A 14,979-nucleotide genomic window follows, 5' to 3' on the forward strand; every position below is an offset into this window, starting at 1 on the left:
CAGTCAAGAAAATGACAACTTCGTCACACGACCATTTAACCTTCAATGCCTTGTCGACTTAACGCCCCAGGCCGCCAATACCGTGACCGCAAAGACCGCCGCCACTAGCCAGAAGCTCTGTTTAAAGGCGAGCATTTCAGCCCAGTGATCGCCGCCTTCTGCGCCATGGCGCCACTCCAGAAAGAAGGTCAACAGATTGACCCCAAAGGCGCCACCCAACTGCCGAACAAAGGTGATGGCGCCAGCCCCTTGAGCGAGCTCTTCGGGGCTGAGGATATCCAGCGAGCCAGTGCTCAAGGCCGGCAACAGAATGCCCAGGCCGATGCGACCGACACTGGCCCAAAAACACAACACTAGAAATGAGGCCCCTTGCTCAACCCAGGCCAGCCCTGCCGACGATAAGGTAAAGATCAGCAGGCCGGCACTTAGCAGCACCGCCGCCGAAAGCCGGTCACTCAGCCAGCCGCCAACAAACGACGCCATGCCCATCAACAGGCCCGCAGGCAACAGCAGCATGCCCGCACGCCCGGCGCTGAACCCTTCAACGGTTTGCAGGTACAACGGGATCAGGTAGGTCGAGCCGTACAGGCCGACTCCGAGCGTCAACGCGACCCAACTGGCACTGCGAAATCCAGCATGTCGCCACAGCGCCAACGGCAGCAGCGGCTTAACGGCGCGCCGGCAACGCAGAATAAATGCCCCCCCCGCCACCAGCGCCAAACAGCCCGGCAACCAGACCCTTGGCAGCGTCCAACTGAAGCGCTGCGCTTCAGCCAGAGCCCCCAACGCAGCGAATATCGCCACACATAACCAGGTGAAGGCCCAGATATCCAATGACGGCGCATCTTGCTGCCGCTCATTGGGCAACAACCATTGCCCGGCCAGCATCACCAACAGGCACATGGGCAGCGGCATCCAGAAGATCGATGCCCAGCCAAAATGATCAACCAGATAACCACCGATGCCCGGCCCGAGCGACGGCGCCAGCATCACCCCCAGGCCATAGATGCCCAGCGCCATCCCCCGGCCGCCATCGGCGAACACGCGAAAAATCAGCACCATGGCCAACGGCTGCACAATCCCTGCGCACAACCCCTGCACGATGCGCAGGGCAATCAGCTGCCAGGCCGCGTCTGCAACCAGCGCCAACAATGAACTGAGGATAAACAGCAGCAGGCCGGATTGCGCCGTGCGCCTGGCACCAAACCGCGCCTGAGCCCATGCGGCTAACAGCAAGCCCGCCGTCATGGCGGCAAGAAAGCCGGTGGACAACCACTGCGCCAACGGCCGGCCGATGGCGAAGTCCGCCATGATTGCCGGCAAGGCGACGTTGATGCTGGTCGAGGCCAACACCATAGCCATGCTGCCGACCATCAACACTGTCAGCAGCCACTGTGGGTAACGCGGCCCGAAGCGCTGCTGCAAGGCTTGCAGGTCATCACGCATCAGCGTTTTTCCAGGTTACTCAACACCTGGGCATGAACCTTCTGGCAGCGACGCAGCTCGTCTTCATCGATGCCGGCGAACACTTCTTGGCGCAGTTGCGCGGAGATGGCTTCGATTTTTTCAATCAGTGGGCGAGCCTCAGGGCTGAGAGCAATTTTCTTCGCCCGACGGTCTTCTGGCACGGCCTGACGGCTGACCAACCCCTGCGCTTCCAGGCTGTCGAGCAACCGCGCCAGGGTCGGCCCTTCAACGCCGACGCTTTGCGCTAACTCGCGCTGGGTGGGTAGTTCCGCAAAGCGCCCCAAATGCAGCAGCACCAGCCAACGGGCCTGAGAAAGCCCAAGATCAACCAGACGGCGGTCCAGTTCAGCGCGCCAGGAGCGAGAGAGTTGTGCAACTTGCATGGCAAAACGATGTTGATCTGTAAGTGACATGGACAACGACTCTTAACTATAAAAAACTAATTATTAGTCAGCTAACCATAACCCTTTTAACGAGGCAAGCCTGCTCGTCACCACTTTACATACTGATCTTCTACAAAGCCCCACAGGTTATGGATGCGCAATTCAGGCCTGCCGAGCGGCCGCAACACCCCGGTGAACTGGCCGAATATCTGTTTGAAGTTACTCGCCAGTACGCCCAGATTGAGCCGCTCCTTGTGCAGGCCACGGCCCTCGAAGCGCAGCTCCACCTGACCATCATGGGAGCTGATCAGCCAAGGCTGCAGCGGCTGATCGCGATCAAAGGCAAAACGCACCGTATCCACCTTGAACAACTCACCATCGAGCCAGAAGCAATTCTCGCTGAAGCTGGTTTCATTGACCCCGCAGGACAGGTTTAACCCTACCCGCAGCCCGTCTGCCTGGCCCGATAAACAGGCCCAGTTCCAGTGCGTCTCCGGGCGCATATAACCGGCAGACCAATCGTGGTGGGCGAATGCAGCAATCTGCGTCAGGTCAAAATCCCCCAGCGCGCTGCGCACCTGCCCTGTACAGCGCAGCCCAGCAACCTTTTGTGCGTAGACCCAGCCATTGACCGCCGTGGGCGTATTCAGACACATCGGCTGAAACGCGGGTACGGCCTCGGAAAACTGTGCATCGATGCGCGTGCCATCATCCAGCTCCACCAGCAGGCGCTTTTCTTGCGACATGGCGCAGTTCTCTAGGCGCAATCGGTTGCGTCCACTGCGCAACTCGCACACGCCGTCATTCGGTTGCTGAGAGAAGTGCGTTCCGAACCTCAGCGGCAACTTGAACTGGCGCTCAATCATCCGCCCGCTGGCGGGGTGAAACAGATAAACAAAGCCCACACCCAAGAGACTGAGATTAGCCAACGCACAGCCACCGATCAGCTCATCACTGATCAGGCCGAAATATTGGAATTGGTGAAAGCGCCGCCATTTGGCCAGGGTGCCCAGCTTGCGCCCCATGGGCGAGCGAAAGTCAAAATCGCGGTAATTCACCAGTCCTGGCGCGGCGGGAAAGATGCCGTAGTGGGGCTGGCCATTGGCCTGAATCAGTCGGTCCATGGGGCAATGTACTCAAGAACATACTTGAGGATGCTAACACCGGGACCTGCGCTCAGGCATTCACACCGCGCGCCACGCACAGCGGCAAAATCGGCCACTGAGCAGAGTGCGACGCCTTATGGGGCTACGCCGCTTAGGCCTCAAACTCCGCCTGCAGCGCCGCTCGCACGCAGTGCAAAATGCCCAGTTCAACGCGGCCGGCAAACTGCGCGCTGATGGCCGCGACGGGCGGCAACTCACCCTCGCCGTCGAGAAAGGCGTCTTGAATCTCGCTGAGTAAGGCTTCGGGCACATCCAGCGCCTGCTCCAACGACAGCTGCTGGCGACTAATCGCTTCGGCCAGCAGGCCGTAAACATTTTTCTCACTGCAGCTGAGCTGGTTGGCGATCTGCACTGGAGTCATGCCGGCGCGGGCCAGGCTGACCAACTCATGGCGCAGGTCAACCACTGCGCGCGGCGCGTCATCGTCGGTGCCGAGTACGGCAAGAAAAGCGTCGCCGTAGCGATCCAGCTTGCGTGCGCCGACCCCACTGACCTGCGCCATTTCGGCCAAGGTGCTGGGTTTGCTGCGCAGCATTTCCAGCAACGTGGCATCCGGAAAAATCACATACGGCGGCACGCCATGCTCTTCTGCCAGCTTGCGGCGCAAGGTGCGCAGGGCTTCCCATTGACCACGCTCTTCGCCCCGCACCAGTTGGCTGGCGGCGCTGCTGGAGGCCTTGGCGCTCTGTTGTGGTTTCAGGTCGCGGCGCAGCTGCAGGCCGACTTCGCCCTTGAGCAACGGCCGGCAACTGTCAGCCAGACGCAGGCCGCCGAAGCCTTCGAGGTCCACATCAGCCAACCCGCGCGCGACCAGCTGGCGGAACAGCGAACGCCACTCGCCTTCGGCCAGCGCTTTACCGATACCATATACCGCCAGGTGCTGATGGCCGACAGTACGAATTTTGTCGTTATCCCGGCCAAGCAACACATCAATCAAATGCCCCACGCCATAGCGCTGCCCTGTGCGATAAATGGCTGATAACGCCTGACGCGCCGGCTCGGTGGCATCCCAGGTTTGCACCCCGTCCATGCAGTTGTCGCAGTGTCCGCACGGTTGTGGCATCTCTTCATCGAAATAAGCCAACAACGCCTGTCGCCGGCAGCGAGTTTCTTCACACAGCGCCAACATGGCATCGAGCTTGTGCTGCTCAACGCGTTTATGCCGCTCATCGCCTTCGGAGTTGTTGAGCATCTGCTTGAGGAAGATCACATCCTGCAGGCCATAGGCCATCCAGGCATCCGCCGGCAAACCGTCACGGCCGGCGCGACCGGTTTCCTGGTAATAGGCTTCCAAGGATTTCGGCAAATCGAGGTGGGCGACAAACCGCACGTTGGGTTTGTCGATGCCCATGCCGAAAGCGATGGTCGCCACCATGATCAGGCCTTCTTCATTAAGAAAGCGCTTCTGATGATGGGCGCGCAACTCATTGGCCAAACCAGCGTGGTACGGCAACGCCGGAAAGCCCTGCTCGGAAAGAAAGGCAGCAACTTCCTCAACCTTTTTACGCGACAGACAATAAACGATGCCAGCATCGCCCTTACGCGCGGCGAGGAAGTTCAACAACTGCTTGCGCGGCTGCTCTTTGGGCACGATGCGGTAGAAGATATTCGGTCGGTCGAAGCTTGATAGAAACCGCTCAGCATCCTGCAGATGCAAACGCTGGACGATTTCCTCACGGGTGCGCATGTCCGCCGTGGCGGTCAGGGCAATGCGCGGCACGTTAGGGAACAGCTCGGCAAGCTGGCCCAGCTGCAGGTATTCCGGGCGGAAATCATGCCCCCACTGCGACACGCAATGCGCCTCGTCAATGGCGAACAGGGCGATGTCGAGGTTCTGTAAAAAGCTCAGCATGCGCGGCTGCACCAGCCGCTCGGGGGCGAGGTAAAGCATTTTGATTTCGCCGCGCTTGATCCGCTCGGCAATTTCACGCTGCTCATCGCTGCTCAAGGTGGAGTTCAGCGCCACAGCGGCCACGCCCAACTCATCCAGTGTGGCGACCTGGTCATCCATCAGGGCGATCAGCGGCGATACCACCACCGCCAAGCCATCACGAAGCAGACCCGGCACTTGAAAGCACAATGATTTGCCGCCGCCGGTAGGCATCAGCACCAAGGCATCGCCGCCACTGGCCACGCGCTCGATAATCGCACCCTGACGGCCACGGAAGCTGTCGTAGCCGAATACGTCTTTAAGGATGCGTTGTGCGCGCTCGAGCATGACAGGTCTCCAAAACAAGCCGAGCATTATACGCAAGTGCCGGATGCGCACGCGCAGCCATGGCGGAGTTTGATCTGATTTTCACCGCCCGCGGCCTGCGGCTATGGCCGCTATGGCCGCTCTAGACTAGAATCCAGCCTCGTTTACTCTTTCAAGGTAGCCCCCGATGTCCTTCGCCGAGCAACTCTCCCGCCTGCAAGCCTTCCTCGATGCCGATGAGCTGCATGATGAGGCCCTGGACTACATCGCCGCCCACGGCTACCTGACCGCCCTGTCGATTTGCCCTGAGAAAGTGCCCGAGCGCGAGTGGATTGACGCGCTGTTCTCCGAGCCGCCGCATTACCGCAGCGACGCCGAGCGCGAAGAGATCGAAGCCACCTTGATCCAACTGCAAAGCCACATCGCCCGCCAATTGGCCAGTGATGACGAACCAGAAGTCCCTTGTGAACTCGACCTGGGCGACGAGCCGGACGACTCCGATCTGCGCGGCTGGTGCATTGGCTTTATGGAAGGGGTGTTCCTGCGTGAAGCCGTTTGGTTCGACGACGCCGAAGATGAAGTCAGCGAATTGTTGCTACCGATCATGGTCGGCTCCGGCTTGTTCGATGAGCAGCCCGAGTTCGCCGACATTGCTCACGACCGCGATTTGGTCGACAGCATGATTGATCAGATCCCGGAAATCCTCACCGCGCTGTTCTTGCTGTGCAATGCGCCGGAAGAAAAGCCCGCGCTGCTAAAGCCTCGCCAGCACTAAGCACGCGCCATGGCGCGCGACATCCAGCTACAGCGCAACCCTGCCATTCGCTACGCACTACTGGCCATCGGCTGGTTGAGCGTGGCGCTGGGGGTGATGGGTATTTTCCTCCCGGTACTGCCCACCACGCCTTTTTTGCTACTGGCAGCGGCGTGCTTTATGCGCAGCTCAAAACGCTTCTACCTGTGGCTGGTCAACCACCGCCAGCTCGGCCCGTGGATTGTTGACTACCTTGAAGGCCAGGGTATTCCACTGAAGGGCAAGGTCTATGCGATCAGCTTGATGTGGCTAAGCATTGGCGTGTCGTGCTACGTGGTGCCGTTGTTCTGGGCCAGGGCATTTATGCTGACCAGTGCCGTACTGGTCAGTCTGTACATTCTCAAACAGAAAACCCTGGTTAAACCCTAGCAAGCGCGCAAGCCAGCCGACATTCGGTATATTCAGTGCGGCAAGTAGCACGTGCGCCACCTAGACTTCCCCAACCTCCCGGCCGAGGCGCGGTCCATGCAAGCCCGTCAGCTCACCTATGGATGGCCCAAAACCTTCAACCGCGCGTTGCTGGCGAGCTGCATCCTGCTGATTGGCGTGGCCAGCGCGTTGGCCAACTGGGACTTTGGGCTGATCCTGCAACAGGCCGAAAGCCGTTACGGCAGCCTGGGCCCTGCCAAGTCGCGCATCGAAGCCTGGGAGGCGCAAATCAAAGCCAGCAGCACCAGCAGCGAACTGAACAAGCTCAACGAGATCAATCGTTTCTTCAATCGAAAGATTCGCTTTACCGATGACATCACCATCTGGAAGCAGAACGACTATTGGGCCACCCCCATCGAGATGCTGGTCAAGGGCGCGGGCGATTGTGAGGATTACTCAATCGCCAAGTACTTCACCCTACGCCGCCTCGGCATCCCCAGCGACAAGCTGCGCATCACCTACGTCAAAGCGCTCAACTACAACCAAGCGCATATGGTGCTGACCTACTACGCCAGCCCCGGTGCCGAGCCACTGGTATTGGACAATCTGATCAACCAAATAAAGCCCGCCTCGCAGCGCAGGGACCTATTACCGGTTTATGCCTTTAACGCCGAAGGGCTCTATCTCCCAGGCTCGAACAGCAAGAAGAGCGACTCGAAAAAACTCTCGCGCTGGCAAGACCTATTGAAAAAAATGCGCACGGAGGGCTTCGCCGTCGGCGAAGGCTAGGAGGAACCTATGTCTCTACTCAAGCAGCTATTTCTCGCCATCTGCCTGTTTCTGGTGGTGGCCTTTACGGGCAGTTTTATCGCCAGTGTGGAAAGCTCACGCGAGCAGCAGCTCAGCCAGCTGCGCTCGCACGCCCAAGACGCCGCAACCGCACTGGGGCTGTCGATGACGCCCCACGTGGACGATCCCGCGATGATCGAGTTGATGGTCAGCTCGATCTTCGACAGCGGTTATTTCAACAGCATCCGCGTCGTGCGCATTACCGACAATGCGGTGATTGTCGAACGCAGTAGCGACGCTACCAGCGTCGAAAGTGTGCCCGCTTGGTTCAGTGAACTGGTTGACCTGCAGCCACAAGGCGGCGATGCGCTGATCATGCGCGGCTGGGAGCAGGCAGCACGGGTTGAAGTCATGAGCAACCCACAGTTTGCCCTGGCCAAACTGTGGGACAGCGCCATCGGCAGCTTGGTATGGCTGCTGCTTTGTGGCCTGGTCAGTGCCGTGCTGGGTGGCTGGCTGCTGCGCACTCAGCTGCGCCCGCTGGATAACATGGTGCAACAAGCTCAGGCCATTACCCGCCGCGAATTCATCACCCTGCCCACCGTGCCACGCACTCCGGAACTCAAACGTGTGGTGCGCGCCATGAACCAGATGGTGGAAAAGCTGAAAACCTTGTTCGCCGAAGAAGCCGCGCGCAGCGAAAAACTGCGTGAAGAAGCCTATCAAGACAGCATCACGGGCCTGGCTAATCGCCGTTTATTCGACATCCGCCTGGCCAACCAGCTGGTCGTTCATGAGCAAAATGCTGAAGGCTATTTGATCCTGCTACGGATCAATGACTTGGGCGGACTTAACCAACGCCTCGGCGGCCAGCACACCGATGCCCTGATTGTCGCGGTCGGCGAGTTGCTCAAACGTCTGCTCAAGCAGAACAACCACTCCGAATGGCTGGCCTCACGCAGCCGGGGTGGCGAGTTCAGCCTGCTTGCGCCCGGCATTGCCAGTGAAGAAGCTGACATGCTCGCCAGCGAACTGCACAGCGGCCTGGAAAACCTGCGCCAGACGGGCGCCAGCGATTGCACGCCCGTCGCCCATATGGGCATTGCCGCCTTCCGCCCGGGCGAAGAGCCCAACCAAGTGATCGGCCGCGCCGATCAGGCGCTGGCGCAAGCGCAGAATGACCCAAGCCACTTCTGGGTGCGCCTCGACGACTACCAAGCCCAACCAAACCAGGGTTTACATGACTGGCGAGTGTGGATTGACGACGCGCTCAACATGCGCAAGCTGCAGCTGTATTTTCAACCGGTCATGCAATGTGCGGATCACAGCCAGCTCCTGCATCACAAGGTGCTGGCGCGCCTGCTTGACCCACAAGGTAACGCGATTGCCGCTGGGCGTTTTCTGCCCTGGATTGAGCGCCTCGGCTGGACCGCCCGCTTTGACTTGGCCATGCTTGAGCATAGCCTGGCGCACCTCAGCCAGCATGCCGCACCACTGGCCCTGAGCCTGTCTGCCGCCACCCTGCATGACCGCGCAGCCCTCAAACGCATGCTGGATGTGCTCAAACAGCATCCACAACAAGCAAGCCTGCTGACCCTTGAAGTGGATGAGCGCCACTTGCCGCCCGCGGGCGAACTGGAAGCGCTGAGCCAGGCCATCCGTGAAACCGGCTTCAGTCTGGGCCTGCAACACTTCGGTGGGCGCTTCAGCCTGATCGGTAACCTCACCCACTTGGGCTTGGCCTACCTAAAGCTCGACGGCATCTACATCCGCAGCATCGACCAAGAAAGCGACAAACGCATGTTTATCGAGGCGCTCTTTCGCGCCACCAACAGCATCGACTTGCCACTGATTGCGGAGATGGTGGAAACCGAAGGCGAGTTGGCCGTGCTCAAAGAGCTTGGACTTTACGGCGCTATGGGGCGGTTTTTGGGTGCACCAGAGCCCTGGAAGTAATCCAGGCTCGATCAGGCGTCGGAGGGATGATGCTTTACCCATCCACCGACAGCGACTTTACGGTGGATGAAAAAACGCCATCCACCCTGCCGCTCTAGATGCTCAGCACCGCGCGATCCTTGAGCGGGATAGGCGACACGCCAGGCGCAGCCAGCCTCAACTGGCAAACAGATAGCCTTCCACATCCATGCCCGCGTCACGCATCTGCGCCAGCTTGTAACGCAGGGTACGCGGGCTGATGCCTAAGCGTTCAGCCGCCTCTTTACGCCGACCACGCTCGGCACGCAGGGTGTCGATGATCATCTGAAACTCATGCCGGCGCAGGTCATCGCCCAACGCACCAGCGTCTGCCATCGCCCCGCCCTGCGGCATCCCGGCACCATTGGCGACCACTGGTAACTGCGGCGCCATAACAGGCATCGGTTCTGCGCCAATCGGCGCAGATAGACACAGGTCCTGCGGTTGGATCAAACCGCCCTGCTGCAGGATCAGCGCACGCTGAATGGCGTTGTCCAGTTCACGCACGTTACCCGGCCAGCTGTAGCCAGTCAGACTTGCCTGCGCTTGAGGGGAAAGACGAATCGGTGCGTGATTCATTTTTTTCACGTACTTGGCGAGTAAACGCTCGGCCAGCGGTACGATGTCCGCCGGACGCTCACGCAGCGGTCGCCAGGCCAGTGGGAATACCGACAAACGATAAAACAAGTCTTCACGAAAGCGCCCCGCCGCGACCTCTGCAGCTAAATCGCGGTTACTGGTCGCCAGTACGCGAATATCCAGGGTTATCGGCTTACGCGCCCCCACTCGCTCCACCTCACGCTCCTGTAGCACGCGCAATAACTTGGCCTGCAAGCCCAGAGGCATTTCGGAGATTTCATCGAGCAGGATGGTGCCGCCCTCGGCCAGCTCGAACTTACCCGGCGCACTGGCAATCGCCCCGGTGAACGCGCCCTTTTCATGACCAAATAGCGTGGCTTCGAGCATATTGTCGGGTATCGCCGCGCAGTTAATCGCGATAAACGGCCGGCTGGCACGTGGTGATTGCTGATGAAGAAAACGCGCCAACACCTCTTTACCGGTTCCAGATTCGCCCGTGATAAGCACTGTCGAATCACTCTGCGCCACCCGCGTGGCCAGCGCCAACAATTGCACACTGGCAGGCTCTACGGCCACCGGCCCATCGAGCTCAGCAGGGCTAACGCGGCCCAAGGCATGCTGATCAACCACGCTCAGCAGAGCTTTGGGTTCAAAAGGTTTAACCAGGTAATCCACAGCTCCTTGGCGCATGGCGTCCACGGCCCGCTCCACCGCGCCGAACGCCGTCATCAACAGCACCGGCAGTTGCGGCTGGCGCTGGCGAATCTGCGCCAGCAACTGGTGGCCATCCATGCCGGGCATGTTCACATCGCTAACCACCAAGCCAAAGGATTCCTCGGCAATAGCCAGCAGCGCTTTTTCGGCGCAATCAACCGCGCGGTAATCATGCCCACCTAGCGTTAACGTGTCGGCCAGTGCCTCGCGCAGGGCGCGGTCGTCCTCAACCAACAGAATTTTGCTCGCCATGGGTGCTTACTCCTGAATCAAAGGGTGCCCAGCACCCAGTAGCGGCAAGGTAATAATCGCGCAGGTGCCGCGCCCCGGCCGCGAACGCAACTGCACATCACCTTGATGAGCACGCGCCACGGCCTTGACCACAGCCAGGCCAAGCCCGGTACCGGTGGTCTTGGTGGTAAAGAAGGGTTCGCCCAGCCGCGCTAACGTCGCGCTGTCGATGCCTGGGCCGTTGTCGCTGATGCACAACCGCAGGGTTTCGCCACGCGAGTACAGATGAATTTTCAAATGTGCCTCGCGCCCGCCGGCCTGAATCGAGTTTTCGATCAGGTTGAGCAGCGTGCCGACCAAGGTGTCGCGATTACATAGCAACTCGCCTATACGGCTGTCGCACTGCCAACGCACCTGCATGCCCAACACGTGCGGCTCCGCAGCGGAGCGCAGGGCGTCAAATAACGCTGACGGGCTAAGACGATCCGGCAACGGTAGCTCGCCACGGGCGAAGATCAGCATGTCACGCACCTGATGCTCAAGTTCGTGCAAGCGCTCCTTGAGACGCCCGGCAAAGCGTTGCTGCTGCTCAACTGGCAGCACGTGTTCAGTGAGGTGACTGGCATAGAGCAATGCAGCAGAAAGCGGCGTACGGATCTGATGCGCCAGCGAGGCCACCATGCGCCCTAGGGCAGACAAGCGCTCGTGCCGAGACAGTTGATCCTGCAAACGTCGGGTTTCTGTCAGGTCGGTTAGCAATACCAACTGGCCCGGCTCAGCGTGCAATGAGCGCGTGGCAATCGACAGCCGCCTACCGTCTTTGAGGGAAATTTCGTGGCCGTCGTCTTCTCGCGGGGCAAAGTTACGGGCGATGACTTCGCGCCACAACATACCCACCAACGGTCGATCCAGCAGATTGCGCGCCACCGGATTGGCCTCGCGCACCACGCCCTGGCCATCGATCACAATCACACCGCCTGGCAGTAGATCCAGCAGACTCTGCAGGCGATTGGCCAGACGCTCTTTCTCGGCCAACTCCTGCATGCGTTGAGCACTAACCAACGCCAGTTGGCCTTTAAGCTCGGAAACCCGTGCCTCCAACATGCTGTAAGAAGCACTGAGCTGGGTCGACATCTGGTTAAACAAAGCAAACGTCTGCTCGAGCCCGGCGCGATTGGTTTGCTCCGCTGGTACGGTAGGCGCTTCGGACGATTCAGGGCGTTGGGCGTTCAGGTTCATGCTTTTCTCTCGCGCGGCGAGCCGTCATAAGACAGTCAGTTGCAAGAGAGTTAGCAATACCCGTGCCGTAAAAAATAGTCTTTAAAATCAATGGCATAAATAATAAAGCCGAAGATTGTGTCAAACCTTCGGCTTTATTGGGTGAGCAAACGCCAAGTCACTGACGAGTGCAGGCGAAAGGCCTCAGTCGTCCTGACCCTCATCATCACGTCGACTCATGCCGTACTTACGCATCTTCTCAACGAGGGTGGTTCGGCGAATACGCAAGCGCTCTGCAGCGCGCGCCACCACGCCATTGGCATCATCCAAGGCCTGTTGAATCAGACCCTGCTCGAGGTTGCTCAAGTAGTCTTTAAGGTCCAAGCCTTCCGGCGGCAGCATTGCCGTCGAGTCCACACCCGGCAAGCCTGCGATGAGCGTGGCGCGCTCATCGATGTCATCGCGCAAGCTGGCGAGCATGTTCTCGTCGTCATCATCAACATGGCGAAACTTCTTCGGCAACTCACCAACCCCGACCACACCATAGGGATGCATGATCGCCATACGCTCAACCAGGTTAGCCAACTCACGCACGTTACCTGCCCAGTCGTGCTGACACAGCGACATTATGGCGGCCGAGTTAAAGCGGATAGAACCGCGCTTCTCAAACTCCATTCGTGAGATGAGCTCATTCATCAGCAACGGAATGTCTTCAATGCGCTCACGCAGCGGCGCCATCTCAATCGGGAATACGTTGAGGCGATAGTAAAGGTCTTCGCGGAAACTGCCGCCCTCAATCATTTGCTCGAGGTTCTTGTGGGTAGCGGCAATAATCCGTACATCGGCATTCTGGGTTTTGTTACTGCCCACCCGCTCAAAGGTACGTTCCTGCAATACGCGCAGCAGCTTCACCTGCATGGGTAACGGCATATCGCCGATTTCATCAAGAAACAGCGTGCCGCCACTGGCCAGCTCGAAACGGCCTGCACGGGTGGTAATTGCGCCGGTAAACGCGCCCTTCTCGTGACCAAACAACTCGCTCTCCAGCAACTCAGCAGGGATTGCCCCACAGTTGACTGGCACAAAAGGACCTTCACGGCGCTTTGAGTGGTAGTGCAGGTTGCGCGCGACCACCTCCTTACCCGTGCCCGACTCCCCCAGAATAAGCACGCTGGCCTCAGTGTCAGCCACCTGCTGCATCATCTGCCGCACATGCTGAATGGCCCGGCTGGTACCAACCAGGCTACGGAATAGATTGGTCTCGCGCTGACGACCACGCTCACGGGCTTGGTCATACATCTCGCGGTACACCTGGGCGCGATGCAGCGAGTCGAGCAACTTGTTGTAGCTAAGGGGCATTTCCAGGCTGGCCAGCACACTGCGGCGCTGCTCTTCCGGCCAATCGGCGGCTACAGGCTCGTCAATGAGCAAGGTCGGCAAGAATTCATCCCACTCCGCCAATTGCTTAAGCATGCCCAGCACGCCGCCTTTAGCCGTAACGTTACCCAACAGCACGCTGAGCACCTCACGGCTGGATTCCAACTGCGCAACTGTGTCGCGCCAGCTTAGGCTGTCACAGGCCAGATGCTCTTCACCGAGAAAGTTCAGGATCACCGCCAAGTCACGGCGGCGTTCACTGTTATCGTCAATCAGGAGAATTTTGGTTTCACGCCACATAATTAATTTTCTGATCCTGGAGTGAAAAACGCGCCCGCCGCCCACATACAACTCGCCCCAGCGCCGGCAACTGGCCAGTAGTTAAGTCAATTTCTTGTTCAATGTCAATTTTATGGCGTGGTGTAACAGGTTTCTTGAATCGGCGCAGGAAGCCAGATCAAGGAACATACGCATCAAATTGAATAAAGCAGGAGGTTATACGAAAGCGCGCTTTTGCGCGCTCGGGGGAAGGGCTAGCCAAACAACTGGTAAACCTTGGCGCCTTGCTGCGACTGATTCAAGTGAACCAGCTCATGCGCCAAGCGCTGTTGTTCAGCTTGGCACACGCTGACCAACTCACGGTACAGGTCAAGCAACTCCTGCATGCGGGCTCGCAGGGTAGCTTCGTCACTGGCGGACTCAACCATCGCTTCGTCAACAGCCTGACGGCACTGCAAATCCAGTTCACCGATGGCGGCCCAGTCCTGTGTAGCGAGTGCCGTACGCAGGGCACGGCCGGTCTCTTGCAGTCGCTGGACGGATGAACTCATGAACCTACTCCTCAGACCTGAAACATCATTATTGGCCAATGACATCCCAGCCGGATTTCACATTACGCAACAGGCTCGCCACTTCGTCCAGCGGCACCATATCATTCCGCACATTGGCTTCGAGCAAGCGATTGACCATGTATTCATACAAACTATTCAGGTTGGCAGCCAACTCGCCACCCTCATCGAGATTCAGCCCCGCACGCAGGCCACCGATAATGCCGATGGCCTTGCCGATCAACTCGCCCTTCATAGCCGTCTGCTGACGCTCCATGGCACCACGAGCCTCAGCGATGCGAGTAAGACCGCCTTCCATCAGCATCTGGATCAGACGATGGGGGCTGGCATCCACGGCCTGAACATGGGTATTAACAGCTTGGTATTGCTTGAGGGCGGCCATCGCATTCATCGTTAACTCTCGCTTTTCTTTATAGTGCGGATACTTCTTGTATCGGCGAACCGTGCGAGAACTTTAGCGACTTTAACCGACGGAAGGCTCTACTTCCTGGCCAATGGCGAGCCAGGCATCCCTGATTTGCAGTAGCAGCGACTCGACCTCAGCTAGGTTTTTCGCCTCCGGTTCAATGGCAACACCGGCCAGGCGACGCGTCATATAGTCGTACAGCGCATCCAGATTCTCAGCGATTTCACCACCGAGTTGCTTATCCAGGCTCGCCTGCAGAACGCCCAGAATGGTGAGGGTGCCACCAACGGCCAAGCCGCGAACTTCAACATTCCCTTCAATTTGCGCCTTACGCGCAAGTAATACGCGCTCGATTGCGCCATCCAGCAACAGGGATACCGCGCTGTATTGAGAAACCTCTTGGCTGGTTTTGACTTTCTTGTAGGTATCGATTGGTTTGGCCATAAA

The 14,979-nt window shown here is 58.8% G+C and carries 14 protein-coding genes; 4 read left to right on the forward strand and 10 right to left on the reverse strand.

Going from position 1 to position 14,979, the window contains the following annotated elements:
• Positions 1–42 precede the first annotated feature (42 nt).
• The 4 genes from AC0J6G_RS10785 to recQ all read right to left on the reverse strand — a co-directional run bounded on the left by AC0J6G_RS10785 (position 43) and on the right by recQ (position 5,234).
• Complete coding sequence (locus tag AC0J6G_RS10785) at positions 43–1,446, reverse strand: DHA2 family efflux MFS transporter permease subunit (protein ID WP_475247599.1); 1,404 nt, start codon at positions 1,444–1,446, stop codon at positions 43–45.
• Entirely contained in the window at positions 1,446–1,880 is a 435-nt protein-coding gene (locus AC0J6G_RS10790; RefSeq protein WP_475247601.1) for a MarR family transcriptional regulator, read from the reverse strand. Before AC0J6G_RS10790 ends, AC0J6G_RS10785 begins: the two co-directional genes overlap by 1 nt.
• 77 nt (positions 1,881–1,957) lie before the next feature.
• Positions 1,958–2,974: a DUF2804 domain-containing protein gene (locus AC0J6G_RS10795; protein WP_475247603.1), complete on the reverse strand. Its 1,017-nt coding sequence runs from the start codon at positions 2,972–2,974 to the stop codon at positions 1,958–1,960.
• A 133-nt stretch (positions 2,975–3,107) separates the two neighbouring features.
• On the reverse strand, positions 3,108–5,234 hold the full coding sequence (recQ, locus tag AC0J6G_RS10800) for a DNA helicase RecQ (RefSeq protein ID WP_475247605.1): 2,127 nt from the start codon (positions 5,232–5,234) through the stop codon (positions 3,108–3,110).
• 166 nt (positions 5,235–5,400) lie between these two features.
• Here recQ and AC0J6G_RS10805 point away from each other — a divergent pair, with 166 nt between their 5' ends.
• From AC0J6G_RS10805 to lapD, 4 genes are all read left to right on the forward strand, one after another.
• A complete protein-coding gene (locus tag AC0J6G_RS10805; protein ID WP_475247607.1) occupies positions 5,401–5,988 on the forward strand; it encodes a UPF0149 family protein in 588 nt (195 codons plus the stop codon).
• A 9-nt stretch (positions 5,989–5,997) separates the two neighbouring features.
• Entirely contained in the window at positions 5,998–6,396 is a 399-nt protein-coding gene (locus tag AC0J6G_RS10810) for a YbaN family protein (protein ID WP_475247609.1), read from the forward strand.
• Between the two features lie 96 nt (positions 6,397–6,492).
• Positions 6,493–7,185, forward strand: coding sequence for a cysteine protease LapG (lapG, locus tag AC0J6G_RS10815; protein WP_475247611.1), 693 nt, complete (start codon positions 6,493–6,495; stop codon positions 7,183–7,185).
• Positions 7,186–7,194: 9 nt separating this feature from the next.
• Positions 7,195–9,141 carry a cyclic di-GMP receptor LapD gene (lapD, locus tag AC0J6G_RS10820; RefSeq protein ID WP_475247613.1) on the forward strand — a complete coding sequence of 649 codons (1,947 nt, stop codon included), beginning with the start codon at positions 7,195–7,197 and terminating at the stop codon, positions 9,139–9,141.
• A gap of 156 nt (positions 9,142–9,297) precedes the next feature.
• On the opposite strand, the gene AC0J6G_RS10825 is transcribed toward lapD, so the two are convergent.
• The 6 genes from AC0J6G_RS10825 to fliS (AC0J6G_RS10850) form a co-directional block, all read right to left on the reverse strand.
• A complete protein-coding gene (locus tag AC0J6G_RS10825; RefSeq protein ID WP_475247615.1) occupies positions 9,298–10,704 on the reverse strand; it encodes a sigma-54-dependent transcriptional regulator in 1,407 nt (468 codons plus the stop codon).
• A 6-nt stretch (positions 10,705–10,710) separates the two neighbouring features.
• A complete protein-coding gene (locus AC0J6G_RS10830; protein ID WP_475247617.1) occupies positions 10,711–11,922 on the reverse strand; it encodes a sensor histidine kinase in 1,212 nt (403 codons plus the stop codon).
• 183 nt (positions 11,923–12,105) lie between these two features.
• Complete coding sequence (locus tag AC0J6G_RS10835) at positions 12,106–13,578, reverse strand: sigma-54 dependent transcriptional regulator (RefSeq protein WP_475247619.1); 1,473 nt, start codon at positions 13,576–13,578, stop codon at positions 12,106–12,108.
• A 233-nt stretch (positions 13,579–13,811) separates the two neighbouring features.
• Positions 13,812–14,108 carry a flagellar protein FliT gene (gene fliT, locus AC0J6G_RS10840; RefSeq protein ID WP_475247621.1) on the reverse strand — a complete coding sequence of 99 codons (297 nt, stop codon included), beginning with the start codon at positions 14,106–14,108 and terminating at the stop codon, positions 13,812–13,814.
• Between the two features lie 28 nt (positions 14,109–14,136).
• Positions 14,137–14,517 (reverse strand): flagellar export chaperone FliS, encoded by a 381-nt coding sequence (gene fliS, locus AC0J6G_RS10845; RefSeq protein WP_475247623.1) that lies wholly within the window; start codon positions 14,515–14,517, stop codon positions 14,137–14,139.
• Between the two features lie 72 nt (positions 14,518–14,589).
• A complete protein-coding gene (fliS, locus tag AC0J6G_RS10850) occupies positions 14,590–14,976 on the reverse strand; it encodes a flagellar export chaperone FliS (protein WP_475247625.1) in 387 nt (128 codons plus the stop codon).
• Positions 14,977–14,979 lie beyond the last annotated feature (3 nt).

The organism is Pseudomonas sp. TS_SC_3 (assembly GCF_056156225.1).

What these genes read in the sequence shown, in the direction of transcription:
- AC0J6G_RS10785 (WP_475247599.1), bottom strand. Translation starts at nt 1,446, where the DNA reads ATGCGTGATGACCTGCAAGCCTTGCAGCAGCGCTTCGGGCCGCGTTAC.
- AC0J6G_RS10790 (WP_475247601.1), bottom strand. Translation starts at nt 1,880, where the DNA reads ATGTCACTTACAGATCAACATCGTTTTGCCATGCAAGTTGCACAACTC.
- AC0J6G_RS10795 (WP_475247603.1), bottom strand. Translation starts at nt 2,974, where the DNA reads ATGGACCGACTGATTCAGGCCAATGGCCAGCCCCACTACGGCATCTTT.
- recQ (WP_475247605.1), bottom strand. Translation starts at nt 5,234, where the DNA reads ATGCTCGAGCGCGCACAACGCATCCTTAAAGACGTATTCGGCTACGAC.
- AC0J6G_RS10805 (WP_475247607.1), top strand. Translation starts at nt 5,401, where the DNA reads ATGTCCTTCGCCGAGCAACTCTCCCGCCTGCAAGCCTTCCTCGATGCC.
- AC0J6G_RS10810 (WP_475247609.1), top strand. Translation starts at nt 5,998, where the DNA reads ATGGCGCGCGACATCCAGCTACAGCGCAACCCTGCCATTCGCTACGCA.
- lapG (WP_475247611.1), top strand. Translation starts at nt 6,493, where the DNA reads ATGCAAGCCCGTCAGCTCACCTATGGATGGCCCAAAACCTTCAACCGC.
- lapD (WP_475247613.1), top strand. Translation starts at nt 7,195, where the DNA reads ATGTCTCTACTCAAGCAGCTATTTCTCGCCATCTGCCTGTTTCTGGTG.
- AC0J6G_RS10825 (WP_475247615.1), bottom strand. Translation starts at nt 10,704, where the DNA reads ATGGCGAGCAAAATTCTGTTGGTTGAGGACGACCGCGCCCTGCGCGAG.
- AC0J6G_RS10830 (WP_475247617.1), bottom strand. Translation starts at nt 11,922, where the DNA reads ATGAACCTGAACGCCCAACGCCCTGAATCGTCCGAAGCGCCTACCGTA.
- AC0J6G_RS10835 (WP_475247619.1), bottom strand. Translation starts at nt 13,578, where the DNA reads ATGTGGCGTGAAACCAAAATTCTCCTGATTGACGATAACAGTGAACGC.
- fliT (WP_475247621.1), bottom strand. Translation starts at nt 14,108, where the DNA reads ATGAGTTCATCCGTCCAGCGACTGCAAGAGACCGGCCGTGCCCTGCGT.
- fliS (WP_475247623.1), bottom strand. Translation starts at nt 14,517, where the DNA reads ATGAATGCGATGGCCGCCCTCAAGCAATACCAAGCTGTTAATACCCAT.
- fliS (WP_475247625.1), bottom strand. Translation starts at nt 14,976, where the DNA reads ATGGCCAAACCAATCGATACCTACAAGAAAGTCAAAACCAGCCAAGAG.